This window comes from Arthrobacter sp. 2MCAF15 (genome assembly GCF_052115605.1).
Taxonomy (GTDB): Bacteria; Actinomycetota; Actinomycetes; order Actinomycetales; family Micrococcaceae; genus Arthrobacter.
Genome location: NZ_JBFRGZ010000008.1, coordinates 151,211 through 174,050, shown reverse-complemented (window position 1 = coordinate 174,050; position 22,840 = coordinate 151,211). Strand labels below are relative to the sequence as shown.

At 66.8% G+C, this 22,840-nt stretch carries 23 protein-coding genes and 1 tRNA gene; 10 read left to right on the top strand and 14 right to left on the bottom strand.

All coding sequences use genetic code 11. The features are described from left to right. Nucleotides 1–60 precede the first annotated feature (60 nt). From AB4089_RS11305 to AB4089_RS11290, 4 genes are all read left to right on the top strand, one after another. Nucleotides 61–534, top strand: coding sequence for an Lrp/AsnC family transcriptional regulator (locus AB4089_RS11305; RefSeq protein ID WP_441409371.1), 474 nt, complete (start codon nucleotides 61–63; stop codon nucleotides 532–534). A gap of 198 nt (nucleotides 535–732) precedes the next feature. After that, nucleotides 733–1,437: a hypothetical protein gene (locus AB4089_RS11300; RefSeq protein ID WP_441409370.1), complete on the top strand. Its 705-nt coding sequence runs from the start codon at nucleotides 733–735 to the stop codon at nucleotides 1,435–1,437. A 132-nt stretch (nucleotides 1,438–1,569) separates the two neighbouring features. Continuing rightward, the gene (locus tag AB4089_RS11295) at nucleotides 1,570–1,980 is read left to right on the top strand and encodes a DUF4383 domain-containing protein (protein ID WP_441409369.1); all 411 of its coding nucleotides are present in this window, start codon (nucleotides 1,570–1,572) and stop codon (nucleotides 1,978–1,980) included. A 123-nt stretch (nucleotides 1,981–2,103) separates the two neighbouring features. Continuing rightward, nucleotides 2,104–2,853 (top strand): hypothetical protein, encoded by a 750-nt coding sequence (locus AB4089_RS11290; protein WP_441409368.1) that lies wholly within the window; start codon nucleotides 2,104–2,106, stop codon nucleotides 2,851–2,853. Between the two features lie 94 nt (nucleotides 2,854–2,947). Here the strand turns inward: AB4089_RS11290 and AB4089_RS11285 are convergent, their stop codons facing one another. Beyond that, complete coding sequence (locus AB4089_RS11285) at nucleotides 2,948–4,564, bottom strand: solute symporter family protein (RefSeq protein WP_441409367.1); 1,617 nt, start codon at nucleotides 4,562–4,564, stop codon at nucleotides 2,948–2,950. Beyond that, nucleotides 4,561–4,941: a DUF485 domain-containing protein gene (locus AB4089_RS11280; RefSeq protein WP_441409366.1), complete on the bottom strand. Its 381-nt coding sequence runs from the start codon at nucleotides 4,939–4,941 to the stop codon at nucleotides 4,561–4,563. The genes AB4089_RS11285 and AB4089_RS11280 overlap by 4 nt, the downstream gene beginning before the upstream one ends. 226 nt (nucleotides 4,942–5,167) lie before the next feature. Here AB4089_RS11280 and AB4089_RS11275 point away from each other — a divergent pair, with 226 nt between their 5' ends. Genes AB4089_RS11275 through AB4089_RS11260 form a run of 4 tightly spaced genes read left to right on the top strand, consistent with a single transcriptional unit; the run spans nucleotide 5,168 to nucleotide 9,063 of the window. After that, nucleotides 5,168–6,385: a sensor histidine kinase gene (locus AB4089_RS11275; protein WP_441409365.1), complete on the top strand. Its 1,218-nt coding sequence runs from the start codon at nucleotides 5,168–5,170 to the stop codon at nucleotides 6,383–6,385. A gap of 35 nt (nucleotides 6,386–6,420) precedes the next feature. Next, complete coding sequence (locus AB4089_RS11270) at nucleotides 6,421–7,140, top strand: LytR/AlgR family response regulator transcription factor (RefSeq protein WP_441409364.1); 720 nt, start codon at nucleotides 6,421–6,423, stop codon at nucleotides 7,138–7,140. Continuing rightward, nucleotides 7,137–7,574 carry a hypothetical protein gene (locus AB4089_RS11265; protein WP_441409363.1) on the top strand — a complete coding sequence of 146 codons (438 nt, stop codon included), beginning with the start codon at nucleotides 7,137–7,139 and terminating at the stop codon, nucleotides 7,572–7,574. Before AB4089_RS11270 ends, AB4089_RS11265 begins: the two co-directional genes overlap by 4 nt. Before the next feature lie 25 nt (nucleotides 7,575–7,599). Next, nucleotides 7,600–9,063, top strand: a complete 1,464-nt coding sequence (locus AB4089_RS11260; protein WP_441409362.1) for a sodium/solute symporter — start codon at nucleotides 7,600–7,602, stop codon at nucleotides 9,061–9,063. 58 nt (nucleotides 9,064–9,121) lie between these two features. On the opposite strand, the gene AB4089_RS11255 is transcribed toward AB4089_RS11260, so the two are convergent. From AB4089_RS11255 to rpsB, 6 genes are all read right to left on the bottom strand, one after another. Further along, a complete protein-coding gene (locus AB4089_RS11255) occupies nucleotides 9,122–9,748 on the bottom strand; it encodes a DivIVA domain-containing protein (RefSeq protein ID WP_441409361.1) in 627 nt (208 codons plus the stop codon). 32 nt (nucleotides 9,749–9,780) lie between these two features. Further along, nucleotides 9,781–10,701, bottom strand: coding sequence for a phosphatidate cytidylyltransferase (locus tag AB4089_RS11250; RefSeq protein WP_441409360.1), 921 nt, complete (start codon nucleotides 10,699–10,701; stop codon nucleotides 9,781–9,783). Then, on the bottom strand, nucleotides 10,701–11,258 hold the full coding sequence (gene frr / locus AB4089_RS11245) for a ribosome recycling factor (RefSeq protein WP_441409359.1): 558 nt from the start codon (nucleotides 11,256–11,258) through the stop codon (nucleotides 10,701–10,703). The genes AB4089_RS11250 and frr overlap by 1 nt, the downstream gene beginning before the upstream one ends. A gap of 132 nt (nucleotides 11,259–11,390) precedes the next feature. Then, nucleotides 11,391–12,128 (bottom strand): UMP kinase, encoded by a 738-nt coding sequence (gene pyrH / locus AB4089_RS11240; RefSeq protein WP_441409358.1) that lies wholly within the window; start codon nucleotides 12,126–12,128, stop codon nucleotides 11,391–11,393. 176 nt (nucleotides 12,129–12,304) lie between these two features. Next, on the bottom strand, nucleotides 12,305–13,141 hold the full coding sequence (tsf, locus tag AB4089_RS11235; protein WP_441409357.1) for a translation elongation factor Ts: 837 nt from the start codon (nucleotides 13,139–13,141) through the stop codon (nucleotides 12,305–12,307). Nucleotides 13,142–13,274: 133 nt separating this feature from the next. Further along, nucleotides 13,275–14,174 carry a 30S ribosomal protein S2 gene (gene rpsB, locus AB4089_RS11230; protein WP_441409356.1) on the bottom strand — a complete coding sequence of 300 codons (900 nt, stop codon included), beginning with the start codon at nucleotides 14,172–14,174 and terminating at the stop codon, nucleotides 13,275–13,277. Nucleotides 14,175–14,827: 653 nt separating this feature from the next. Here rpsB and AB4089_RS11225 point away from each other — a divergent pair. Then, nucleotides 14,828–15,388, top strand: coding sequence for a M23 family metallopeptidase (locus AB4089_RS11225; protein ID WP_441409355.1), 561 nt, complete (start codon nucleotides 14,828–14,830; stop codon nucleotides 15,386–15,388). Between the two features lie 221 nt (nucleotides 15,389–15,609). Here the strand turns inward: AB4089_RS11225 and AB4089_RS11220 are convergent, their stop codons facing one another. The 6 genes from AB4089_RS11220 to AB4089_RS11195 form a co-directional block, all read right to left on the bottom strand. Next, the gene (locus AB4089_RS11220; RefSeq protein ID WP_441409354.1) at nucleotides 15,610–16,800 is read right to left on the bottom strand and encodes an acyl-CoA dehydrogenase family protein; all 1,191 of its coding nucleotides are present in this window, start codon (nucleotides 16,798–16,800) and stop codon (nucleotides 15,610–15,612) included. A 209-nt stretch (nucleotides 16,801–17,009) separates the two neighbouring features. Continuing rightward, nucleotides 17,010–17,086: transfer RNA gene (locus AB4089_RS11215), tRNA-Ile, on the bottom strand. A 185-nt stretch (nucleotides 17,087–17,271) separates the two neighbouring features. Further along, nucleotides 17,272–18,468, bottom strand: coding sequence for a glycosyltransferase (locus tag AB4089_RS11210; protein WP_441409353.1), 1,197 nt, complete (start codon nucleotides 18,466–18,468; stop codon nucleotides 17,272–17,274). A gap of 105 nt (nucleotides 18,469–18,573) precedes the next feature. Beyond that, on the bottom strand, nucleotides 18,574–19,476 hold the full coding sequence (locus AB4089_RS11205) for a DMT family transporter (RefSeq protein WP_441409352.1): 903 nt from the start codon (nucleotides 19,474–19,476) through the stop codon (nucleotides 18,574–18,576). Then, the gene (locus AB4089_RS11200) at nucleotides 19,476–20,099 is read right to left on the bottom strand and encodes a CDP-alcohol phosphatidyltransferase family protein (protein WP_441409351.1); all 624 of its coding nucleotides are present in this window, start codon (nucleotides 20,097–20,099) and stop codon (nucleotides 19,476–19,478) included. The genes AB4089_RS11205 and AB4089_RS11200 overlap by 1 nt, the downstream gene beginning before the upstream one ends. A 55-nt stretch (nucleotides 20,100–20,154) precedes the next feature. Further along, nucleotides 20,155–21,033, bottom strand: a complete 879-nt coding sequence (locus AB4089_RS11195; RefSeq protein WP_441409350.1) for a phage holin family protein — start codon at nucleotides 21,031–21,033, stop codon at nucleotides 20,155–20,157. A 184-nt stretch (nucleotides 21,034–21,217) separates the two neighbouring features. On the opposite strand from AB4089_RS11195, the gene AB4089_RS11190 reads away from it, so the two are divergent. Further along, a complete protein-coding gene (locus tag AB4089_RS11190) occupies nucleotides 21,218–22,441 on the top strand; it encodes a multidrug effflux MFS transporter (protein ID WP_441409349.1) in 1,224 nt (407 codons plus the stop codon). The last annotated feature ends 399 nt before the right edge of the window (nucleotides 22,442–22,840 follow it).

Here is a 22,840-nt window from a genome sequence, read left to right as displayed (position 1 = left end):
TAAAAATACTGAGCATTATGCACTATTGGCCGCCACCAGACCGTGCTAACCTTGCGCATTATGCAACCCTTGGATGGCACTGACACCCGCCTGCTTTCGGCCATGGCGCGGGACCCGCGGCGGACCGTGGTTGCCCTCGCCCAAAAGCTCGGGCTCTCCCGCAATACGGTCCAGGCCAGGATGGCCCAGCTGGAGAAGAAGCACGTCTTCCTCTCCTTCGAGCGGCGCATCAACCCGGCGTCCCTGGGGTACCCGCTGATGGCCTTCATCTCCGTCCACGTCCAGCAACAGAAACTCGGCGCCCTTGCCGTGGAACTTGCCGGGATTCCGGAAATCCTTGAGGGCTTCGGCCTCACCGGTTCCGCCGATCTTCTCCTGCGGGTGGTGGCCCTCGACGCCGAGGACCTGTTCCGGATCAACGGCAAGATCCTGGCCTGCGACGGCGTGGACCGGACCGATACCGCCCTGGCAATGAGCGAGCTGATCCCGTTCCGAATGCAACCGCTGCTGGAACGCGGATCCGCCGACACCTGAGCCAAGTCTCAGGGCCCGGAGCCGCGCTCCGGATCTGTGCTGTACATCTGTGCTCGGGACATCTGTACCCTACATCTGTGCTGGGGGCGGCCGCGGCGCTAGGCTGTGTCCGTTGGGTCCCCTTGAGTCCTTTGGGGCCGCGCAAGCGGCCCTGCGCAACAGGCAGTGGCTGTCTGGACTGCCGGAAAGGCTTGAACCGTGAGCAGCCCCGAGGAACCATACCGCCCGGTACCGCCGCAGCCCGGGCACGAGCCTGCGGCCGGCCACCCGGCGCCCGGACAGCCGCCCGTTCCGTACTACGCGGCCCCGCCCGGTCCGCCCGCCAACGGCGCGCCATCCAATTACCCGCAGCCGAACGACGGCGGCCCTCCCGCCAACGGCGCCCCATCCAATTACCCGCAGCCGAACTACGGGCCGCCCGCCAACTACGGCCCGCCGCCCTACTACGGGGGCCCGGGCCAGCCGCCGCCGAAAAAGAGCCGCAAGGCCCTGTGGATCGTGTTGGGGATCGTCGGAGGCGTCCTCCTGCTGGTGACGGTCGGCGTCGTCGTCCTCCTCAACGTGGTGGGCGGAGCCACCAACCACGCCCGGGGTATCGCAGACGACTTCACCAAGCTCATCATCGCCGGCAACTTAAACAGCGCGTATGACAAGTACCTGGATCCTGCCCTGATGGAGAAGATTTCCCGGGAGGAGTTTGCCACCGGGGTGCAAAGCCTGGAGCTGGACGGCAGCTGCAAGCCAAACTTTTCAAGCCTTAACGTCAGCTCGAACAACGGCGCCAACGCGGCCGACGTCGCGGGATCCATTGACTGCGACACCAAGCATGTGGAGCTGACCTACCGCTTCGAGGGCCGCGACGAGCTGAAAATGGTGAACATCCGGCTGCGGCCGCAGCGCTGACCTCGGAAAACTCTCTCGCAGCCGGCGCCCATCCACAGGCGCAAGTGGTCCGAATCGCCTTCAGAGAGTCCCGCCCGGGACCCCGCTCCGCGGCCGATGTTCCAGTCGGCCCGACAGAAAAGGATTCGGACCATGCGCACTTCACCGAACCGTCTGATCGCCACCGTTTTCGGTGCCGTCTACCTGCTGGTTGGCCTCCTTGGCTTTGTGGTCACCTCCGGCGTGGGCTTCGCCGCGACCGAGGGCGCCAACCTGATCATCTTCGAGGTCAATCCGCTGCACAACGTCATCCACCTCGCCATCGGCGCCGCCCTGCTCTACGCCGGGCTGCAGGGTGTGGCCCTGTCCAAGTCGATCAACACCGCTGTGGGTGCTGTCTACCTGCTGGTGGGCATCGTCGGGCTCTTCCTGCTCAGCTCGCCGCTGAACATCATCGCCCTCAACGGCCCGGATAACGTCCTGCACCTTGCCAGCGCCGTGCTGCTGCTGGGCGTCGGGCTGTCCATGGACAAGGCAGTCGCCCCTGCCCGCGCCCGCGTCTAAGGCAAGCGTTCCGTACTGCACCTGATCCACATCCATGCTGGACACCGATCCCTGGTACTACCCAGCATCCCGGCCCGGCGTCCCAGCGACGTCGCTCCCCCACAACGCGAAAGGACGGGCGAGATGAGTTCTGTTCCGCTGAACACCAATGCACTCCCGGAACAGTTCCCCCAGCCGCGGTTGCAGCGGGAGAACGATGACAGCGAGCACCCTGGGGTCACGACCGGCCCGGCCGGCGGCGCCACGAAGGCCGCAGCCGTTGGTCTGCTCGCCGGCTTCGCCGGCTTCGGCGCCGGAGCGGTGAACCTGGCAATCGCAGCGAGCCTGCTCCTGGCGCCCGCCTCCGGCGCGGGCGCGCCGCCGGTCAACGGCCTGTCCATTGCGGCGGGAGCAGCCGCCGGACTCTGGGGGTGCGCCCTTCTTGCCTGGACCGTCCTGACACTCCGCAAGGGGCAGATACCATGGGCCACCGGAACCATACGAGTGCTCGTGGCGGCAGCCTTCGTGCACGCGGCCGCTGCGGCCGGGCAGGGGCTGAACGGCGGATCGCCGGACGGGCAATCGCAGAACGGCAGCTCACTGGTGGTCAGCCAACTTGCCGCGCTGCTGCTGACCCTGATGATCGTGGCCTCCGCAGGCTGGCTGCGCCGGCAGGGCAACGGCACGGACATGGCGGCCGGCAGTGGCACGGCGGCGGGCGCGGACACGGCCGGGCTCCGGCCCGGGCGGCTCCTGCTCGCGGCCTTTGGCTTCGCGGTCCTGGTGGCGGCAGTGGCCACGCCGGGCCTGGCCGCCTCCACGGCGGGCCAGTTCGCGGTGCCTCACGGCAGCCACGGGATCCCCGCCCCCGGCGGCCAGCACCACGGCCACTAGGCACGAGGTTCGAGGCAAGGGGCTCGAGTCCGAACCCAAACGCAAGGAGCTCCCGTGCTGATGCACGGGAGCTCCTTGCGTTGCGGCGCCTGCCCTAGTGGTTGGTGGCCTTTTCGGCACCCACACCGGTCAGGGAACGGACCTCCATCTCGGCCTGCTTCGTCGCATCTTCCTTCCGTTTGTCCAGGACCGTGCCGAGCCAGCCGAGGAAGAACGCCAGCGGGATGGACACGATGCCCGGGTTGCTCAGCGGGAAGACGGCGAAGTTGGCGCCGGGGATCATGGACGTCTTCGCCCCCGATACCACCGGGGAGAGCGCAATCAGGATGATGGCCGCGGACAATCCGCCGTACATGCTCCAGACGGCCCCCTGGGTGGTGAACCGGCGCCAGAACAGCGAGTAGAGGATGGTCGGAAGATTGGCGGAGGCGGCCACGGCGAAAGCGAGCGCTACGAGGAACGCCACATTCTGTCCGTTGGCGAAGATTCCCCCGGCGATGGCCAGCAGGCCGATCACCACCACGGTGCGGCGGGCAACCTTGACCTCAGTGCCGGCGTCGGCCTTCCCCTTGGCCAGCACGTTGGCGTAAATGTCGTGCGCGAAGGACGCCGCGGCGGTAATGGTGAGGCCCGCCACCACGGCCAGGATCGTGGCGAACGCCACCGCGGAGATGAAGCCCAGCAACAACGGTCCGCCGAGGTGGAACGCCAGCAGCGGCGCGGCCGAGTTGACCCCGCCCGGGGCGGACTTGATGGTGTCGGCTCCCACGAGCGCTGCGGCGCCGTAGCCGAGCACCAGGGTGAAGAGGTAGAAGATGCCGATCAGCCAGATGGACCACACCACGGATTTGCGGGCTTCCTTGGCCGTGGGCACCGTGTAGAAGCGCATCAGCACGTGCGGCAGGGCGGCGGTGCCGAGCACCAGCGCCAGGCCCAGGGACATGAAGTCGAGCTTGGAGGTATCGGACTTGCCGTACTGCAGGCCCGGGTTCAGGACGGCCGGGTTCTTCGCGGTTTCGGCGGCACCGCCCAGCAGGTCAGAGAGGTTGAAGCCGTAAATCGCCAGGACCCAGAAGGTCATGACGGCGGCGCCGGCAATCAGGAGCATGGCCTTGATGATCTGAACCCAGGTGGTGCCCTTCATGCCGCCGATCAGCACGTACATGATCATCAGGACCCCGACGACGATGATCACCAGGGCCTGTCCGCCCCAGTCGCTGATGCCCAGCAGCAGCGAGATGAGGCTGCCGGCGCCGGCCATCTGCGCCAGCAGGTAGAAGAAGCAGACGGCAAGGGTGGAGATGGCGGCCGCGATGCGCACGGGGCGCTGCCTGAGCCGGAAGGACAAGACATCGGCCATGGTGAACTTGCCTGTGTTGCGGAGCAGCTCGGCCACGAGCAGCAGGGCTACAAGCCAGGCCACCAGGAAGCCGATGGAGTACATGAAGCCGTCGTAGCCGTTGATGGCGATCGCTCCGGTGATGCCCAGGAAGGACGCCGCGGAGAGGTAGTCGCCCGCGATCGCCGTGCCGTTTTGGGATCCTGTGAAGGAGCGCCCGGCCGCGTAGTAGTCGGCCGCGGTCTTGTTGTTGCGGCTGGCGCGGAACACGATCACCATGGTGACCGCCACGAACAGGGCGAAGATGCCCATGTTCAGCAGGGTGGTGTCTTTGAGGGCGGCGACATTGACCGCGGGGACCATAAGCGTCATTTTGCCGCCCCTCCTACCGGGTTGCCGTGCTTGTCGAATTCGTGCCCTTCGATGCCGTGGCGGATTTCGGCGGCGATGGGGTCGAGCCTGCGGTTGCAGTAGCTGACGTACCAGCCGGTGATGGCGAACGTGGTCACGAACTGGAGCAGGCCCATGATCAGGCCAACGTTGATGTTGCCCCAGACTTTGGTGGACATGAAGTCCACGGCGTAGTCGGCCAGCAGCACATAGGCGAAGTACCAGAGCAGGAATGCAATGGCCATTGGAAAGACAAAGCTGCGGTGACGTGTGCGCAGTTCCTGGAACCGCTCCGTCGACTGGACTTCCTTGAAGTCCACGGCCGCCTCAGCGGCCGTTTCTTGGGCTTCGTGACCCATCGTTCCTCCTCATTGAGACTGGTGAGCCCACACCGGCTGCTTTGCTTATCGCGGGAAACCGCAGACAATCCCACCCGCCAATGTGACTGTGATCACTCTGTACCCTCGCGCGCGCTGCGTTCCAGAACCCGCGCGGCCTGCGTCGCTCAACGGTCCCGATGCTGCGCCAAACGGTGCCCCGTGACGCCCAAAAGAGCCCGCCGGGCCGCGACGGTAGGCTGGCACCATGCCGGACTCTCCCCTGTTCACCGCCGCCGCAGTCGCGGTGATCGCCCTGGCAATCGCCGTCGTCGTGGCCGTGGGGCTGAAGGTCCTCCGTTCCTTCCGTGACCTCGGCACTGATGCGGAGCGGGCCACCTACAAGACGCTGCATGCGGCGTCCCGTGCCGGCCAGTACCTGCGGACGGGCCTGAACCCTGCCGGCGCGGCCAAGGCCAGCAAGCAGCTGCGCACCCTCCTGGGCTGCGACGCCCTGGCCATCACCGACACAACCGGGGTGCTCGCGTGGGACGGCGCCGGCGAGGAACTCAAGCCTGCCCTGATGGGGCTCGCGTCAAAAGTGCTCGACGGCGGCCACCTCGCCGTGATTCCGGCGGGCGAACTCCAGTTGCGCGCCGTCGGCGACGGCGGCCGGACGCTGACGCCGGAGGTGGAGCGCGCCGTCGTGATCGCCCCGATCAAAGCCGGCACGCGCGTGGTGGGCGTGGTCGCCGCCTTCGCGCCGGCCGCGGGCGCCGGACTGGTCCGCGCCACCGGCGAGGTGGCCGACTGGGTGGCCACCCAGGTGGAACTCGCCGAACTCGACGCCTCCCGCACGCTCCTGATGGAGGCGGAAGTCCGGGCCCTGCGCGCCCAGATCAGCCCGCACTTCATCTACAACTCGCTCAACGCGATCGCCTCCTTCATCAACACGGATCCGGTACGCGCGCGCGAGCTCGTGGTGGAGTTCGCCGACTTCACCCGCTACTCCTTCCGCCGCCATGGCGACTTCACCACCCTGGCCGAGGAGCTGCGCTGCATCGACCGCTACCTGCTCCTGGAACGGGCCCGGTTCGGGGACCGTGTGCAGGTTAGCCTGCGGATCGCGCCGGAGGTCCTCAGCACCGTGATCCCCTTCCTGAGCCTGCAGCCCCTGGTGGAAAACGCGGTCCGGCATGGCCTGGAGGCCAAGGAGGGGCCGGGCCATATTTCGATCACGGCGAACGACTCCGGCGCGTTCGCGGAAGTGACGATCGAGGACGACGGCGTGGGCATGGACCCGGAGCAGCTGCGCTCCGTCCTCGCCGGGCACAGCGACGGCGATCATGTCGGGCTGCGCAACGTCGACGCCCGCCTGCGGCAGGTCTACGGTGACGAGAACGGCCTGGTGATTGAGACCGCACCGGGGGAAGGCACCCTGATCACGATGCGCGTCCCCAAGTCCCAGCCCCGGCACGACGCCTGAGCCGAACAAAATGACCGCCGCAGTAGGCTAGAGCCATGATTAACGTCCTCGTCGCCGACGACGAGCTCCCCGCCGTCGAGGAACTGGCCTTCCTGCTCGGCAAGGATGACCGGATCGGCACCATCCACCGTGCCTCCTCCGGCGCCGAGGCCCTCCGGGCGCTCGAAGCCGAGACGGTCGACGCCGTCTTCCTCGACATCCACATGCCGGCCCTGTCAGGGCTGGACATTGCCCGGGTCATTGCCCGCAGCGCCCGTCCTCCCGCCGTGGTCTTCGTAACCGCGGACGAGGACTGCGCGCTGGAGGCCTTCGAGCTCGCGGCCGTGGACTATCTCCTCAAGCCCGTGCGCGCCGAACGGCTGGCGAAATCGATCGGCCGCATCAGCGAACTGCTCAAGGACGGCGCCCCGGCCCCCGAAATGATCACCGTGGACCTGGGCGGGACCACCAAGATGATCCGCCGCGAAGACGTCACGTACGTCCAGGCGCAGGGCGACTATGCACGGCTGCACACGGCGGAGGCGAGCTACCTGGTCAGGGTTCCGCTGGCCGACCTGGAACAGCAGTGGGCCGACGCCGGATTCCTGCGCATCCACCGCTCCTACCTGATCGCGCTGAGCCATGTCAGCCAGATGAAGCTGGCTGCGGCGCGGCCCAGCGTCACCGTGGCCGGGGCCGAACTGCCCATCAGCCGCCGGCACCTGCCGGCGGTCCGGGAAAAGCTCGAAGCAAGCCGGATCCGGCCGCAGGCATGACGCGGGTCCGGGTCACGGCGCCGCAAAGCGTCACGGCAGGCAGCGTCAAGGCAGGAACCGTCACGGCGACCAGCCCCTCGCCGGGCAGTGCCACACCGAACGGTTCCGCCCTGGCCGGCGGGCACTCCGCGGCGGCCGCGCGCGAGGCGGCGGAGGAATCCGACGCCGGCCAGTTGTTCGTCCGCTCCCTCATCCGGTCCCAGCTCCGGCTGGCCCTGGTGGTGGGCCTGGGGTTCCTGCTGATCCTGCTGGCCTTCCCGCTCATGCTGGGGCTGGTTCCGGGCCTGGCCGGCTCCACTATTGCCGGCCTTCCCTTCGACTGGGTCCTTCTCGGTGCCGGAATCTACCCCGTGATCGGCCTGAGCGCGTGGCTGTACGTGCGCACCGCCGCCAGGAACGAGGCCCGCTACCGGGACCTCGCCGGCGAAAAGTGAGGGGCACGGGCAGGGTGAGCGGAACGTGAACCCAGCCGTCGGGGTGGCGGCGTTCGCTGCCGTCTCACTCGCCACGGCCGTCATCGGCTTCTACGGGTTGCGGGTCTCGCGCACCACAGGGGACTTCTACGTCGCTTCCCGGACGGTCAAGCCATGGTGGAATGCCTCGGCCATCGGCGGCGAGTATCTCTCCGCCGCGAGCTTCCTCGGCGTCGCAGGGCTCATCCTGCTCTCCGGCACGGACGCTCTGTGGTATCCGGTGGGGTACACGGCCGGCTACCTCATGCTGCTCCTGTTCGTCGCGGCTCCCCTGCGCCGCTCGGGCGCCTACACGATTCCGGATTTCACCGAGGCGCGCCTCGATTCGCGGGCCGTCCGCCGCGTCACGAGCCTGGTGGTGGTCCTGGTCGGCTGGCTCTACATCGTCCCGCAGCTCCATGGGGCCGCCCTGGCCATCCGCATCACCACGGGCCTGCCGGCCTGGGTGGGCCCGGTGGCGGTGGTCGGCGTCGTGTGCATCACCGTGGTGGCCGGCGGGATGCGCTCCATTACCTTTGTCCAGGCGTTCCAGTACTGGCTCAAGCTCACCGCACTGGCGGTGCCGTTCGTGTTCCTGCTGTTTGTGCTGGGCGGCAGCAACGCCGCGGCGACGTCCCCGGCTGCCAACCCGACGGCGCTGGCCCCCGCGGGACCGTACCAGATCATTTCGCTGCTGGTGGCCCTGCTCTTTGGGACGCTCGGCCTCCCCCACGTCCTGGTGCGTTTCTACACCAATCCGGACGGGCAGTCCGCCCGGCGGACCACCCTGATTGTCCTGGGCCTGCTGTCGGTCTTCTACTTGTTCCCGACCGCGTACGGGATGCTGGGCCGGTTGTTCGCCGCGGACCTTGCCCAGAGCGGCCAGGCCGATGCCCTGGTCCTCCTGCTGCCGGGCCGGATGGTCGGCGGGCTGGCAGGAGACCTGCTGACCGCGCTCGTGGTGGCCGGGGCGTTCGCGGCGTTCCTGTCGACGACCTCCGGCCTGGTGGTCTCGCTGGCGGGTGTGATCAGCCAGGACGTGTTCGGCGGCAGTGTCCGGGGTTTCCGGCTGGCCGCACTGATCTCGGCCCTCGTCCCGCTGGGGATCGCGGCGATGACCGAATCCCTGGCGCTGGCCGGCAGCGTGGGGCTCGTGTTTGCCTTTACCGCGTCCACGATCTGCCCCGTGCTGCTGCTGGGCATCTGGTGGCGCGGGCTGACGGACGCCGGGGCGATCGCCGGCATGGTGACCGGGGGTGTGCTCTGCGGCAGCGCAATGGTGGCCGGCTCGGTGCTGGGCGCTGCGCAGACGCCGTCGTGGCTGGCGATGCCCGCGGCGTGGACGGTCCCGGCGGCGTTCGCCGTCACTGTCCTGGTCTCCCGGGCCACGCAGGGCCGGGTTCCGCGGACCTTGACCCGCATCATGACCCGGCTGCACACCCCGGAACGGCCGCTCGCGACGGAGCGGTAACCCGGCGTCGGCATTCCGCGTCGGGCATTCCGGCGTCGGGCAGGATCAGTCGAGGAACCTAGTCGATGGCGGCCATGAGCTCGACGGCGCGCTCGAGGAACGCGTCCACCTGGCTTTCCTCGTAGCCTTCCCGGCCAACGGCGGGGCGGAACACGGCGCGCCGGACGTTGTCCACGCTCAGCGGCTGGTCCTCTTCGAGGTAGCCGATCAGGTCGTGGCACAAGTCGTCGACGTCAGTGGTGTTGTAGCTGCGGGCCTTGGCCTTGGACGGGCGGCGGAAGCGCTGGCCGTCCGGGCGGTGCAGGCGCCCGCGCAGGACGCCCGCGAGCCGGCCGATTTCACGCAGCCAGGCTTCCTCGCCGCGTTCGGCAACCAGCTCATCGCGCTCCTGCCGGGCGAGGGCGTCTTCGAGCCGGTCCAGCGCGGCATCCACGCCGGCTGCGGCGTAGCCGCCCTTCACCGGGTCGAAGGACACTGCGCGGACGTCGGAGCTCTTGATGGCGCGGGCGGCCGGGGACGGAGTTTCGAATGACACCCTGGCGCGCTGCAGGAAATCGTCGACCTGCCTGGCGTTGTAGCCATACTGGTTCCGCTGCACGCGGTCAAAAGACGCAGGAATCTGCCGTTGAATGTCCACTGTTACTTTGTTCCTTTGATGCCGTTCGGCTGGTTTGCTCGGCACCATTCTAGGCGCCGGAGGGGCTGGTCCGGGTGCTTCTAGCTGCCAGCGACGGCCGAGAACAGGATGAACGCCGCCGGCGAGGCGAACACAATCGAGTCCAGGCGGTCCATGACGCCTCCGTGGCCGGGGAGGATGCTGCTCATGTCCTTGATGCCGAGCTCGCGCTTGACCATGGATTCGGCGAGGTCGCCGGCGGTGGCCGCCGCCACCATGCCCACGGCGAGCACGACGCCGAACCACCACGGCTTGCCGAGCACGAAGATCATGGCGAGCACGCCGACAATCACGGCCCCGGCAATCGAGCCGGCAAAGCCTTCCCAGGTCTTCTTCGGGCTGATCTTGGGGGCCATCGGGTGCTTGCCCAGGGATGCGCCCACGAGGTAGCCGAAGGTGTCGTTGGCGACCACCAGGAGCAGCAGCGTCGCGATCTGCCACGCGCCGGGCGGGATCACCCCGTCAGGCCAGAGGCCAATGGGGGTCTCGCCGTCGGCGGTGTGCAGGAGCAGTGTTGCGAAGCTGATCAGGAACGGCACCCAGGACAGCGTGAAGACACCTGCGAAGATGCTCCGCGCCGATCCAGCGGCGCCTTCCAGGGTCCGCCACAACAACACCGCCACGCTGCTGACGAGCATGGCAAAGAGCAGGCTCTCGAGGCCGCCGAAGTAGGCAGCGACCGGCATGCCGACCGTGCCGACCATCACCGGGACGATCGGCAGTCGGGTGCCGGCGGCTTCAAGCGCGCGGTAGATTTCCCAGACGCCGAAGATCGCGAACGTGGTGGTCACCAGGACGAAGCCGAGCGGCAGGAACAGCAGGCCGCCGAGGACACACACGAGCATGCCAACGCCAGAACCGATGGCCGCGGGCAGGTTCCGGCCAGCTTTGGGCGTAGGGTTTTCGCGCCGTGTCCCCCGCCTCCGGGCGCGTGGCCCGGGGGCCTCCTTTGCCTGATCCATCAGACCTCGAGCAGCTCAGCTTCCTTGCGCTTGAGCAGCTCGTCAATGCCGTCCACATGCGCCTTGGTGAGGGCGTCGAGTTCCTTCTCGCCGCGTGCGCCTTCGTCTTCGCCGGCTTCGCCGTCCTTGACGAGCTTGTCCAGGGTTTCCTTGGCCTTGCGGCGGATGTTGCGGATGGACACCTTCGCGTCCTCGCCCTTGGACTTGACGATCTTGACGTATTCCTTGCGCCGCTCGCTGGTCAGCTCGGGAATCGTGATCCGGATGACGTTGCCGTCGTTGGAGGGGTTGGCGCCCACCTCCGAGTCGCTCAGGGCGCGTTCGATGTCGCGCAGGGCCGTCTTGTCGTACGGGGTGATGAGGATCGTCCGGGCATCCGGGACCGCGAAGGAAGCCAGCTGCTGCAGCGGCGTCGGCGTGCCGTAGTACTCAACGATGACCTTGTTGTACAGGCCAGGCGTCGCGCGGCCCGTCCGGATCGAGGCGAAGTCGTCCTTGGCTACCTCAACTGCCTTGTCCATCTTGTCCCCGGCTTCGAGCAAGGTTTCTTCGATCACGGTCTCTCCTCAGAAATTGGTGCGTCCCGGGGGCCGGGGCGCGGCACGTCTTCTTGTGCGCCTGCGGCTTCCGCCCGGCGCGTGTGTCTTCCGCCTAGCGGCGGAAAGGTCCTGAAAACATCCTAGCCGTTGCTACGGGGTGACGACGGTGCCCAGGTCTTCGCCGAGGATGGCGCGGGTGACGTTGCCCTCCCCTTCCATGCCAAAGACCACCATGGTGAGGTTGTTGTCCTTGCACATGGTCATGGCGGTCTGGTCCATCACGCGGATGTCCCGGCGCAGGGCGTCATCGTAGCTGAGGTGGTGCAGCTTCTCCGCCGTCGGGTCCTTTTTCGGGTCGGCGGTGTAAACGCCGTCGACGCCGCTCTTGGCCATCAGGACGACGTCGGCGTGGACCTCCAGGGCGCGCTGGGCAGCGACGGTATCGGTGGAGAAGTACGGCAGGCCGGCGCCGGCGCCGAAGATGACAACCCGGCCCTTTTCCATGTGGCGGATGGCGCGGCGCGGAATGTAGGCCTCGGCGACCTGGCCCATGGTGATGGCGCTCTGCACGCGCGTTTCCACCCCGGCCTGCTCCAGGAAGTCCTGGAGGGCGAGGCAGTTCATGACGGTTCCGAGCATGCCCATGTAGTCGGCGCGGGAACGGTCCATGCCGCTCTGGGACAGTTCGGCGCCGCGGAAGAAGTTGCCTCCGCCGACGACGATTGCTACCTCGACGTCGGGAACTGCTGCGGCGATCTGCTTGGCCACGCCGCGGACGGTATCCGGGTCAACGCCAAGTTTCCCGCCGCCGAAGACCTCGCCGGAGAGCTTCAAGAGGACGCGGCGCCTGTTCTTCTTTGGCTGGGCTGAAGTGGTGACGGTTTCCATGGTGCCTTCCCGTTGGTGAACTCTGAGTTAGGTTATCGTGCTGGACGCCGAAGGCGGCATTCGGGCCGTGACCGGAACGGGTGCCTCGCGCGTGCATGCAAAAGGGGTGGCCACCATGGTGACCACCCCCTTAGCGTGTCTGGCTAGTGCCTGACTGGTGTCTGGCTAGCCGCTGACTAGGAACCGACGCGGAAGCGCGTGAACGCGGTGCCCTTGACGCCGGCCTCTTCGAGGACCTGCGCGACGGACTTCTTGGCGTCCTTGGCGAAGGCCTGGTCGAGGAGAACCTCGCCCTTGTAGAAGCCGGTAACGCGGCCTTCTACGATCTTGGTCATCGCAGCTTCGGGCTTGCCCTCGGCCTTGGCGGTTTCCTCGGCGATGCGGCGCTCGGACTCGACGAGCTCGGCCGGAACGTCCTCGCGGGAGAGGTAGTTCGGGGACATCGCGGCGACGTGCACGGCGACGTCGTGAGCTGCGGTGGCAGCCGCTTCGCCTTCGCCGTCGACAGCGAACAGAACGCCGACCTGGGCCGGGAGGTCCTTGGAGGTCTTGTGCAGGTAAGCGTCGACCGTTGCACCCTCGATGCGGGAGATGCGGCGGACAACAACCTTCTCGCCCAGGATGGCGCCTTCTTCGACGACAACCTCGGAGAGCGGCTTGCCGTCAACCTCGGTGGCTAGCAGGGTCTCGAGGTCGGCAGCACCGGACTCGACGGCCACGGCCAGGACCTTGTCGGCCAGCTGGATGAACTTGTCAGCCTTGGCGACGAAGTCGGTCTCGCAGTTGACTTCGATCATCACGCCGACGCCGTTGGCGACCTTGGCAGCAACCAGGCCTTCAGCGGTGGAGCGGCCTTCGCGCTTGGTGGCGCCCTTCAGGCCCTTGATGCGGATGATTTCGATGGCCTTCTCGGCGTCACCGTTGGCTTCGTCAAGAGCCTTCTTGACATCCATCATGCCGGCGCCGGTGCGCTCGCGCAGAGCCTTGATATCAGCGGCAGTGTAGTTCGCCATGTGAACCCCTCTGTCTAGAAATTTTATGTGGTGTACGGACCGACAGGACGGCTGCTCACCAGGTGAGCGGCCATCCTGTCGGTACCCCTATGCACCGGAGCGCATGCGGGGAGATCCAGATTTATTTGTCTGACTACTTGGCTTCGTCGGCGGCCGGTGCTTCTTCAGCAGCCGGTGCGGCTTCAGCGGCCGGAGCAGCCTCGGCAGCGGGAGCCTCTTCGGCTGCCGGTGCTTCTTCAGCGGCGGGCGCTGCAGCAGCTTCAGCCTTGTTGCCTTCGAGGAGCTCGCGCTCCCACTCGGCCAGCGGCTCTTCCGGAGCTTCCGTGGTGCCGGTGGCGCGCTGGTTGCGGGCGATGAGGCCCTCAGCAACGGCGTCGGCGACAACGCGGGTCAGCAGGTTGACGGAGCGGATGGCGTCGTCGTTGCCCGGGATCGGGAAGTCGACTTCGTCAGGATCGCAGTTGGTGTCCAGGATGGCCACAACCGGGATGTTCAGCTTCTTGGCTTCGTCGACAGCAAGGTGTTCCTTCTTGGTGTCAACGATCCACAGAGCGGAGGGCGCCTTGGTCAGGTTGCGGATACCACCGAGGTTGGTTTCCAGCTTGGTGAGTTCGCGGCGAAGGAGCAGCAGTTCCTTCTTGGTGTACGCGGAACCGGCGACGTCGTCGAAGTCGATCTCTTCGAGTTCCTTCATGCGCTGGATGCGCTTGGAGACCGTCTGGAAGTTGGTCAGCATACCGCCGAGCCAACGCTGGTTGACGTACGGCTGGCCAACGCGGGTGGCCTGCTCGGCGATGGATTCCTGCGCCTGCTTCTTGGTGCCGACGAAGAGGACGGTGCCGCCGTGTGCAACGGTGGCCTTCACGAACTCGTAGGCACGGTCGATGTAGGACAGCGACTGCTGCAGGTCAATGATGTAGATACCGTTGCGCTCCGTGAAGATGAACCGCTTCATCTTCGGGTTCCAACGGCGGGTCTGGTGTCCAAAGTGGACGCCGCTGTCAAGCAGCTGGCGCATAGTTACGACGGGCATGCCGACGCTCCTTCCGGCAGGTCATTCATGAGAGAGCCCATGGCCCTCTTACCCTGCCAATAGTTGACGGTTGTTTAGCTTTCGCCCGGGGCGGGCGTTGCTCCTGGTATCCACCGCGCTTCCCATCCGTGCCATATGGAACGGACCGCAGGAGGCGCAGTCCTCCGCAGCGGAAGTTTTCGGCTTCTTTTGAGGAGGGCTGGATACGCGTAGTCAGCCACTGCTCCCCCGCACCCCTGAATGAGGCGTGCCGGCTCGGACAATCTCGATTAACGCGATGAACTAGCGTGAGGGCACAGCAAACTGCTCCACCAAGTGTACTACAGCGGCCCCGCCCCGGAGGACGGTTTTCGCAGGGCAGCGGACCGGCGAAACAGGGCTTGGGCGGGGGCCTGCGGTCCTGGGCCGGCGGGGTCTCCGGAGGCGCAGGCAGGCCTGCTGAAGGGCGGGCCGGCGGGGTCTCCGGAGGCGCAGGCAGGCCCGCTGAAGGGCTGGCTGACGGCGGGACTGGCGGCCGAGCCGGCGGGCTGATTGTCTGCCGGGCTGGCGGCCGGATCCACCCCTGACTTTCCCCCCACTTTCCGGACTTACCGCTATCCACATAGCCACCCGCGGGAGTTCCACCCGGCTCCCCGCCCGGGCAGGCTGGTGCCATGAAGATTCTCCCCGGCCTGGCGGCTGCACTCCTGGCGCTGTCGTCCCTCCCCGCCGATTCCCCCGCAGAGGTTCCTGGGCTTGCGACTTTCACGGTCCGCGACTCCCACGAGGCAGGGTCTGCCCCGGCACCTAACTGGAGTTGGCCACTCAGCCCGCGGCCGGCGGTTCTGCGGGCCTTCGATCCACCGGCCAGGCCATGGCTCAGCGGCCACCGCGGCGTGGACCTTGCGGCGGCCTATGTTGGCGCCCCAGTTGTCTCGCCGGCCGCCGGGACGGTGAGCTTCGTCGGGGTCGTGGTGGACCGGCCGGTCATCACGATCGATCACGGCAACGGGCTGCGCAGCAGCTTCGAACCGGTGGCGAGCGCCCTGACAGTAGGGGCCGCCGTGGCGGCGGGCGACATCCTGGGGCAGGTGCAGGCCGGCCACTGCGGCCCGGCGCCGCCCTGCCTCCATTGGGGCGTCCGCCGCGGCGAGGAATACATCAATCCGCTGGCGTTCGTGATGGATCTCAGACCCTCGGTCCTGCTCCCGCCCCTTGGCTCCGGGCCCGGGTGACGCCGGCCCGAACGGCCGGCCGCAGTTGATTCCGCACGTATGCGCGTACCGGCCACCGCGCACTGTTCCTCCGTGCACGGTTCACCGCGCACGGCCCCTACGGCGGCGGCGAGGCGGTGGCCGCCGCGCATCAGGGGACCGCATCAGCGGACCGTGCCAGAGGACCCGCTCAGCGGACCGTCTCAGCAAACCGCGTCAGCGAACCGCCTCACCAAACCGTGTCAGACGATCGCGGAAATGCCTGTGATCGCCCGGCCGGTGACGAGGGTGTTGATTTCGTGCGTGCCCTCGTAGGAATAGATGGCCTCGGCATCCGCGAAGATTTTGGCCATCTCGAAGTCGGTGACGATCCCATTGCCGCCGAGGATGCTCCGGCCCAGTGCCACGCTTTCACGCATGCGGGCCGTGGTGAACGCCTTGGCCAGGGCCGACTGCTCGTCCTTGGCCTCGCCCGCGTCCTCGAGCTGGGACAGCCTGACCATCATGCCCATGGAGCTGACAGCGTTGCCGAGGATCTGCACGAGCTGGTTCTGGACCAGCTGGAAGGAGGCAATCGGGCGGCCGAACTGGCTGCGTTCCACGGCGTAGCGCCGGGCGACGTCGAAGGCCGCGAGCTGCTGTCCCACTGCCTGCCAGGCCACGGCGAGGCGGGTGACCTTCAGGACCTTGTTGGTGTCGCGGAAGCTGTTGGCGTTGGCAAGCTTGAAGAAATCCGGCACCACTACGTTCTCCAGCGTGATGTCGGCGTTTTGAACCGTGCGCAGCGAGATCTTGTTCTCGATCTTCGTGGCACTATAGCCCTCGGTCTTGGTGTCGACGAGGAAGCCCTTGACCTGGTTGTCCTCGACGTCCCGGGCGTAGATGACCACCCAGTCTGAGAAGGTGGCGTTGCCGATCCAGCGCTTGGCCCCGTTCAGGATCCAGTTCCCGCCCTCGCGCCGCGCCGTGGTCCGCGTTCCGCCGGCGACATCGGAGCCACCGAGGGGTTCAGTGAGGCCGAATGCGCCGATCTTCTTGAGCGAGTAGATGTCCGGGAGCCAGGCGTCCTGCTGCTCCTGGGAGGCAAGGGCTTCGATGGAGCCGGTGAACAGCCCGTCGTGGACGCCCATGAAGGTGGCGATCGACGTGTCCGCACGGGTGGCTTCGGCGTGCAGGATTCCAGCGAACAGGTTCGAGTAGCCCTGCCTCCTGACCGGGCTGACCAAGTCGATCTCGGCAAGCTTCGGGATCAATTCCATCGGGAACTCGGCGCGATTCCAGCAATCCACGGCGATCGGCTTGACCTCGCGGGCCAGGAACTCGCGGACCTCGGCCAGCCTGTCCTGCTCCTTGGCACTGAGGAGCTGCTCGAACGCGAAGAAGTCGCCATCGGCGTAGGGCAGGTTGTGGATGTCGATTGCAGCTTTGGACATGATGTTCCTTCACTCGTGATCAGCGGCGACCTAAAGGACGCGGGGTTTCGCGCCGGCGATATGTTACTGGTCAGTAACATATCGCAGTTTGGAGGCGCCTGCAAGCGCCCGCTCGCCCACGAAAAGGAGCCGTGGCCGACGTCGTACGTCAGCCACGGCTCCTTTTTTCGTGGGGGTTGCGGGCTCCGGATGAGGAGGATTCCGCAGAATGGTAGGGCTACTCGGACTTGAACCGAGGACCTTAGGATTATGAGTCCCGCGCTCTAACCAGCTGAGCTATAGCCCCTTGCGCCCGGAACCAGACCTGGCCCGTGGGGGCCGGATTGATTCCGGGCAAAAATACTCTAGCAATAGTAGACGCATTACACGTGCAGGCGGCCACCGGAGAGCGTCCAGCCCGCGGGCGAAGCGCCCACCTACGGCTTGCCCAGCCCTCAGCTGGACCGACGCAGACCGCCGGAGGCAGCCTGCCTAGACCACCAGGTCGTCGTAGCTAGCGCCCCGGTAGATGTCTTCAAAGGTCTGCAGCGTGCGCGCGATGCCATGGTTCTCCACCATTTCGCGGCTGGTCTTGCCCATCGCCTCGCGCTCGTGCGCGGGCAGCGAGAAAACGCGCTCCAGCTTTGCGGCGAGGTCATTGCTGTCGTTGGGCGTGAAGAGGAAACCGTTTTCCCCATCGCGCACCAGGTGCGGCAGCGCCATGGCGTTGGCCAGCAGGACCGGCGTCGAGGCCGACATCGCTTCGAGGGTCACGAGGGACTGGAGTTCTGCCGTGCCGGGCATGCAGAACACATCGGCCGTGATGTAGGCCCTGCGGAGGTCCGCGTCGCTGGCCAGTCCGAGGAATTTGACCCTGTCCGTCAGTCCGAGGCGGGCCACCTGGGCCTCGAGGGCCGGACGGACTTCCCCGCCGCCAACGATTTCCAGGTGGATGTCCAGTTCCTTGGGCGTTTTAGCCAGGGCGTCGATCAGCACGTCCACGTGCTTCTCCTCGGCCAGGCGGCCGGCAAAGAGTGCGGTTGGGCTGGCATGGCGCTCCACGGTTTCCCCGGGACCCAGCTCGTAGGCGGAGGCATCGATGCCGTTGGAGAGCGGCAGGACCTTGCGGAGGAAGGCATGCTGGTGCATGGCCTTGGCGGCGAGCGGAGTGGGCGTGGTCACCACATCGGCCTGGCCCATCACCTTGCCCATGTCCTTCCAGGAGATGCGCCCGATAATGTCCTTGAACCATTGCGGGAATGGCAGGAAGGGGTTCAGGTTTTCCGGCATGAAGTGGTTCGTCGCCACCACCCGGATCCCGCGCTTCACGGCCTCGTAGAGGACGTGCTCGCCAATCATGTAGTGGCTCTGGATGTGCACCACGTCCGGCTGGATCCGGTCGAACAGGAGTCCGATTTCCTTCTTGATCTCCCAGGGGAAGGTGACTCGAAAGTACTCGTGCGTGGGCACGGAGTGGGAGCGCAGGCGGTGGACGGTGGCTTCCTCGCTGAACTCGCTGTAGCTCGCGCCCTTGCCCGGGCGGCAGGCCAGGACGTGCACTTTGTGTCCGCGTGCCGTCATACCCTTGGCGAGGCGGTACCCGAACTGGGCCGCGCCGTTGACGTGGGGCGGATAGGTGTCAGCGGCAATCAGGATGGTCAGCGGGGGCTGGTTGTCGGACTTGGTCACGTGAAGAGCTCCTGGTGGTCGCTGTGCGGACAGCTGGATCAATGGCGGCCGGCTGGCGGTCGGCGCAGGCGCGCCGGGCCTGCAGCCGAAGTCTGGACTGATGCCCTAGGACCTGCCCGCCGCCTTCCGCGCGTCCTTCTTGCGCTTGGTGACTTCCGGGTGGTGCCTGGAAAGGGCTATGACTCCCACGATAGCAAGCAATGCGGCCGTCCCCATGGCAATAGCCGTCACAGGCTGGACATCCGGGCGCAGTTCGCCCAGGATCACGATGCCGATCGCGATGCCCACAATCGGGTCGATCACAGTCAATCCGGCGATCACAAGGTCAGGAGGCCCGCTGGAGTAGGCGTTTTGGACAAACCACGATCCCAGGGCGCCGGCAGCAATGATCGCAACCACGCTGTACCACGGCACATTCAGCAGGAACTGTCCGTTGGGATCGAGCAGATGCCTGCCAATGATGCGGGTCAGGACAGCCACGAAGCCGAACAGGACGCCGGCGCCGAGGATATAGACGAATGCGCTCAGGCGGTGCCTGAACAGGACGGCGAGTGTGCCGAAAAGCCCCACAGCCAGGGCAAGAAGCAGCACGATGGTCAGCTCGTCCGAGGCACTGACGTTGTGGTTCTCCTGGGTCGCGTTGACGGCCAGCAGCACGAAAAGCGCTGAGCCGGTCACGCAGCAAGAGATCGCCACAACCGTTGCCCGGTTCATACTCAGGCCCTGGTCCTTGGTGTTGACCACGGTGGTGATGACCAGCGCAATCGCGCCGATCGGCTGCACCACCGTCAAGGGGGCCATGACGAGGGCGACGGCGTTCATCGCCATCCCGGCGCAGAGCAGCAAGAGCCCGAAAACCCAGCGCGGATTGCGGGCGAGCCGCAAGAGACCGTGGCTGCTCAGCGCCAGGCCGCCGGTATCGGCCTTAACCGCGCTGCCCTGGCGCTGGGCGCCAAACGCCAGGCAGAAGGCGCCGAGGACCGCAAGCAAAACCGCAAGCCAGACCATCAGCGGGTGCCGCCGTCGTGCTCGCGGAGTTGCCGGCCCTTGCCAATGATGGCCCAGACGTAGTTATAGGCCGCGATCCAGTGCCCCACCAGGCCCAGGCCCAGGAAGATCCACGCGAGGGTGGCGTAGACCTCGGCGGCGGGCACCGGGAGTTTGGACAGCACCAGCAGCGGTGTGCCCACAAGCAGCAGGCCCGTGCGGATCTTTCCGATGCGGCTCACCGGCAGGTCCGGGTGGCCATGGAAGTAGAACAGGGACAGGGCCAGCAGGACAGCGTCGGGGACCAGCAGTGCGGCGAGATACCACCACTGGACGACGCCGGCGATCACGAGGGTGACCGCCACGGCGATCAGCGACAGCCTGTCGGCGATGGGGTCCATGACCCGTCCGAGGTTGGACATCTGGTTGAAGCGGCGGGCGATGTAGCCGTCCACCCAGTCGGTGCTGGCCATGATGGCGAGCACGAGGGCACCGTAGCCGTAAGCGTGCTCGGCGAGGACGAGCCAGATGAAAAGGGGAACGCCAAGGAAGCGCACCACGGTCAGGACATTGGGAACCGTGAAGACCGCATCGCGGTGGACGAGGGGCTGCCCGGGGCGGGCGCCAGCGCCGATGAACTTCATCGATTCCCCCTTTCCGTGGACGGCAACGGTTTGGCGTTCGGCTTCAGGGGCCCGCCTATCCCTTCATCAGCCTGCGCACCAGGACCGCAAGGGCGGCCCCGGACGCGGCGAGCACTGCAAGAGGCTTCCAGCGCTGCATGATCTTGGCAGCAAGGCCCTGCCCGTCAGCGGATGTGGGCGACCACGACGAGGAGCGGGCTGAAGAGCGGAAGCCTGCGATCTTGTCGCCGAGCTGCTCCTTGCCGTCCTGCAGCCGGGCCTGGGTGGCGGCCAGCAGGCCCTGGGCCTGGGTCTTGACATCGAGTTCCCGGCCGAGGTTGTCCCGGACTTCGGTGAGATGCGTGCGCCGCTGATCCAGCCGGCGCAGGAGTTCGGCCTCTGTGAGGACGGGCCCGAGGTCGGGCTTCGCGGCAGCCTTGGCTTCCTTTTCCGCCTTTGCCTCGGCAGCAGCGGCTTCCTTGGCGGCCTTCGCGGCCTTGTACTTTTCGGAGTTCGGGTCCAGGACCGAGGCGTCGAAGGCGGAGCCTTCCTTGGCGATGCCGAGATCATGCTTGAGTCCCCGGATGGTCTCCTCGGGGACCAGCGGCATGAGCGCCTTGAACTTCCTGAGCCCGATCAGCGCCCCGATCACGGCGATGACCAGGCAGACCGCGCAGACCAACAGGGCTGCGAGCCATGCCGGCATGATCGTGGCCAGACCCATGATCGCGGCCACGACGAGTCCGATCACCAGGAGCGCTACGAAGACCAGGGCGACGGCGAAAAAGGCGCCGGCGACGCCGAGCTTGACACCCTTGCGCTTAAGTTCGGCCTTGGCCAGAGCAATCTCGTCATTGAGCTGTCGGGGCGCCAGCGTGAAGATTGTCTTTACGGTTTGCGGCAGCTCGGAGATTCGCAACCCGCTGTTTGTCCCGCCGCTGTGACGTCCGCTCATCGGTCCCGCCTAACTGGTGCCATCCGTCGATCCGCTACCGCGGGCTTGCCGGGTCTGGACAGCATCGCACAGACCCCGGTGTCAAAACTATCATTTCGGCTCGTGGGAGGCCTTTTCGGGCAAGGCGTGGCGCGCCCGCCCAACCACCCGTCGGGCGCGTGTACGGGCCCTAGGATGGACCTCTGTGAGCACACCCCCCAATCCCGGTGATTCCCTGACCCGCCGTCGTAAATTCCTGTACATCCTGACGCTCGGCGCGTTGACGGCCCTCGGGCCGTTCACAGTGGATCTCTACCTGCCGGCGTTCCCGGCCCTGGAAGACAGCCTTGGCGTCTCCGAGGCCGCTGTGCAGCTGACGCTCACGGGGACGACCATCGGTTTCGCGCTGGGACAGCTCGTAGTGGGCCCGCTGAGCGACAAGTTCGGCCGGCGGCTGCCCCTGATCCTGGCGACGGCGGTCCACATCACGGCATCGCTGGGCGCCGCCCAGTCCACGGACATCGCCACGCTGGGTTTCTTCCGTGTCCTCATGGGCATCGGGGCTGCAGGAGGCGGCGTTGTGGCCATGGCCATGGTCCGCGACCTGTTCAGCGGCTTCGCCATGGTGCGGATGTTCTCGCGGATGGCCCTGGTCAACGGCCTGGCGCCGATCCTCGCCCCGGTGATCGGCTCCCAACTGCTGTTGCTGATGCCCTGGCCGGGCATCTTCCTGTTCCTGGCCGCCTACGGGACCTGCGTCATCATCGCGGCCCTGTTCGTCATCCGGGAGACCCTGCCACCCGAGATGCGCGGCAAGACCGGGATGACCGCGCGCCAGCGCTACAAGGTGCTGTTCTCCGACCGGATCTTCGTGGGCCTGCTGCTGGTGGGCGGCATGAACTTCGCGGGCCTCTTCGCCTATCTCTCCGCCTCGCCGTTCCTGTTCCAGAATGTCTACGGTTTCACGCCCCAGCAGTACGGCCTGCTCTTCGGCATCAACTCCCTCGGCATCGTGGCAGGCGTCCAGACCAGTGCCCGGCTCATCAGGCGCGTCCCGCCGCAATGGATCCTGGCCTGTTCCACCGCCTGGATGTTCGTCATGGCCGTCCTGATCGTCGTCTTCGACCAGCTCGGCTTCGGGCTGTGGGGCGTCCTGGTGCCCCTGTGGTTCTACATCCTCGGTGCGGGCTTCACGTTCCCCACCGTTCAGGTGCTCGCCCTGGCGAAGCACGGCGCCCAGGCCGGAACCGCGGCGTCCCTGCTTGGCGCGGCGACGTTCATGATGGCCGGCCTGGTCTCCCCGGTGGTCGGCTGGCTCGGCGTCGGGTCCGCGACCCCCATGGGCGCCGTCCAGGCCGTCTGCATCCTGCTGGCAGCCGCGGCGCTGTGGCTGGTCGTCCGCCCCAGTACGGTTCCCCCGATCCAGTAACGGGCCCCTGGCGGCCTCCCCGGGGGACATGCCCATTCTTCGAGGCCTGCCCGGGGGACATACCCATTCTTCGCGGCCTCCCCCGCGGGACATGCCACCACGTGAGGACATCGCATGGAACATGCCCATTCTTCGAGGCCTCCCCCGCGGGACATGCCCATTCTTGGCGCCGAGGACTGGGCACGGGGGCATTATGTCCACTCCCCAGGGCCAGGACTGGGCATGTCCCCCCGGGCTCTTTTCGGAACTGAGCACCCACTGGGCATGGATAGGACATGCCCGTTCTTAGGGCTCCCCAGAGGGGCATGCCCATTCTTCGAGGCCTCCCCCGTGGGACATGCCCATTCTTGGCGCCGAGGACTGGGCACGGGGGCATTATGTCCACTCCCCAGGGCCAGG

Excerpts from the sequence above, each read along its gene's own strand:
- AB4089_RS11285 (WP_441409367.1), bottom strand. The coding sequence starts at position 4,564 with ATGACGCTTATGGTCCCCGCGGTCAATGTCGCCGCCCTCAAAGACACC.
- rpsB (WP_441409356.1), bottom strand. The coding sequence starts at position 14,174 with ATGCCCGTCGTAACTATGCGCCAGCTGCTTGACAGCGGCGTCCACTTT.
- AB4089_RS11305 (WP_441409371.1), top strand. The coding sequence starts at position 61 with ATGCAACCCTTGGATGGCACTGACACCCGCCTGCTTTCGGCCATGGCG.
- AB4089_RS11265 (WP_441409363.1), top strand. The coding sequence starts at position 7,137 with ATGACGCGGGTCCGGGTCACGGCGCCGCAAAGCGTCACGGCAGGCAGC.
- AB4089_RS11195 (WP_441409350.1), bottom strand. The coding sequence starts at position 21,033 with ATGAGCGGACGTCACAGCGGCGGGACAAACAGCGGGTTGCGAATCTCC.
- AB4089_RS11220 (WP_441409354.1), bottom strand. The coding sequence starts at position 16,800 with ATGTCCAAAGCTGCAATCGACATCCACAACCTGCCCTACGCCGATGGC.
- AB4089_RS11250 (WP_441409360.1), bottom strand. The coding sequence starts at position 10,701 with ATGGATCAGGCAAAGGAGGCCCCCGGGCCACGCGCCCGGAGGCGGGGG.
- AB4089_RS11255 (WP_441409361.1), bottom strand. The coding sequence starts at position 9,748 with ATGGTGCCGAGCAAACCAGCCGAACGGCATCAAAGGAACAAAGTAACA.
- AB4089_RS11280 (WP_441409366.1), bottom strand. The coding sequence starts at position 4,941 with ATGGGTCACGAAGCCCAAGAAACGGCCGCTGAGGCGGCCGTGGACTTC.
- pyrH (WP_441409358.1), bottom strand. The coding sequence starts at position 12,128 with ATGGAAACCGTCACCACTTCAGCCCAGCCAAAGAAGAACAGGCGCCGC.
- AB4089_RS11200 (WP_441409351.1), bottom strand. The coding sequence starts at position 20,099 with ATGAAGTTCATCGGCGCTGGCGCCCGCCCCGGGCAGCCCCTCGTCCAC.
- AB4089_RS11275 (WP_441409365.1), top strand. The coding sequence starts at position 5,168 with ATGCCGGACTCTCCCCTGTTCACCGCCGCCGCAGTCGCGGTGATCGCC.
- AB4089_RS11295 (WP_441409369.1), top strand. The coding sequence starts at position 1,570 with ATGCGCACTTCACCGAACCGTCTGATCGCCACCGTTTTCGGTGCCGTC.
- tsf (WP_441409357.1), bottom strand. The coding sequence starts at position 13,141 with ATGGCGAACTACACTGCCGCTGATATCAAGGCTCTGCGCGAGCGCACC.
- AB4089_RS11270 (WP_441409364.1), top strand. The coding sequence starts at position 6,421 with ATGATTAACGTCCTCGTCGCCGACGACGAGCTCCCCGCCGTCGAGGAA.
- AB4089_RS11290 (WP_441409368.1), top strand. The coding sequence starts at position 2,104 with ATGAGTTCTGTTCCGCTGAACACCAATGCACTCCCGGAACAGTTCCCC.
- AB4089_RS11205 (WP_441409352.1), bottom strand. The coding sequence starts at position 19,476 with ATGGTCTGGCTTGCGGTTTTGCTTGCGGTCCTCGGCGCCTTCTGCCTG.
- AB4089_RS11225 (WP_441409355.1), top strand. The coding sequence starts at position 14,828 with ATGAAGATTCTCCCCGGCCTGGCGGCTGCACTCCTGGCGCTGTCGTCC.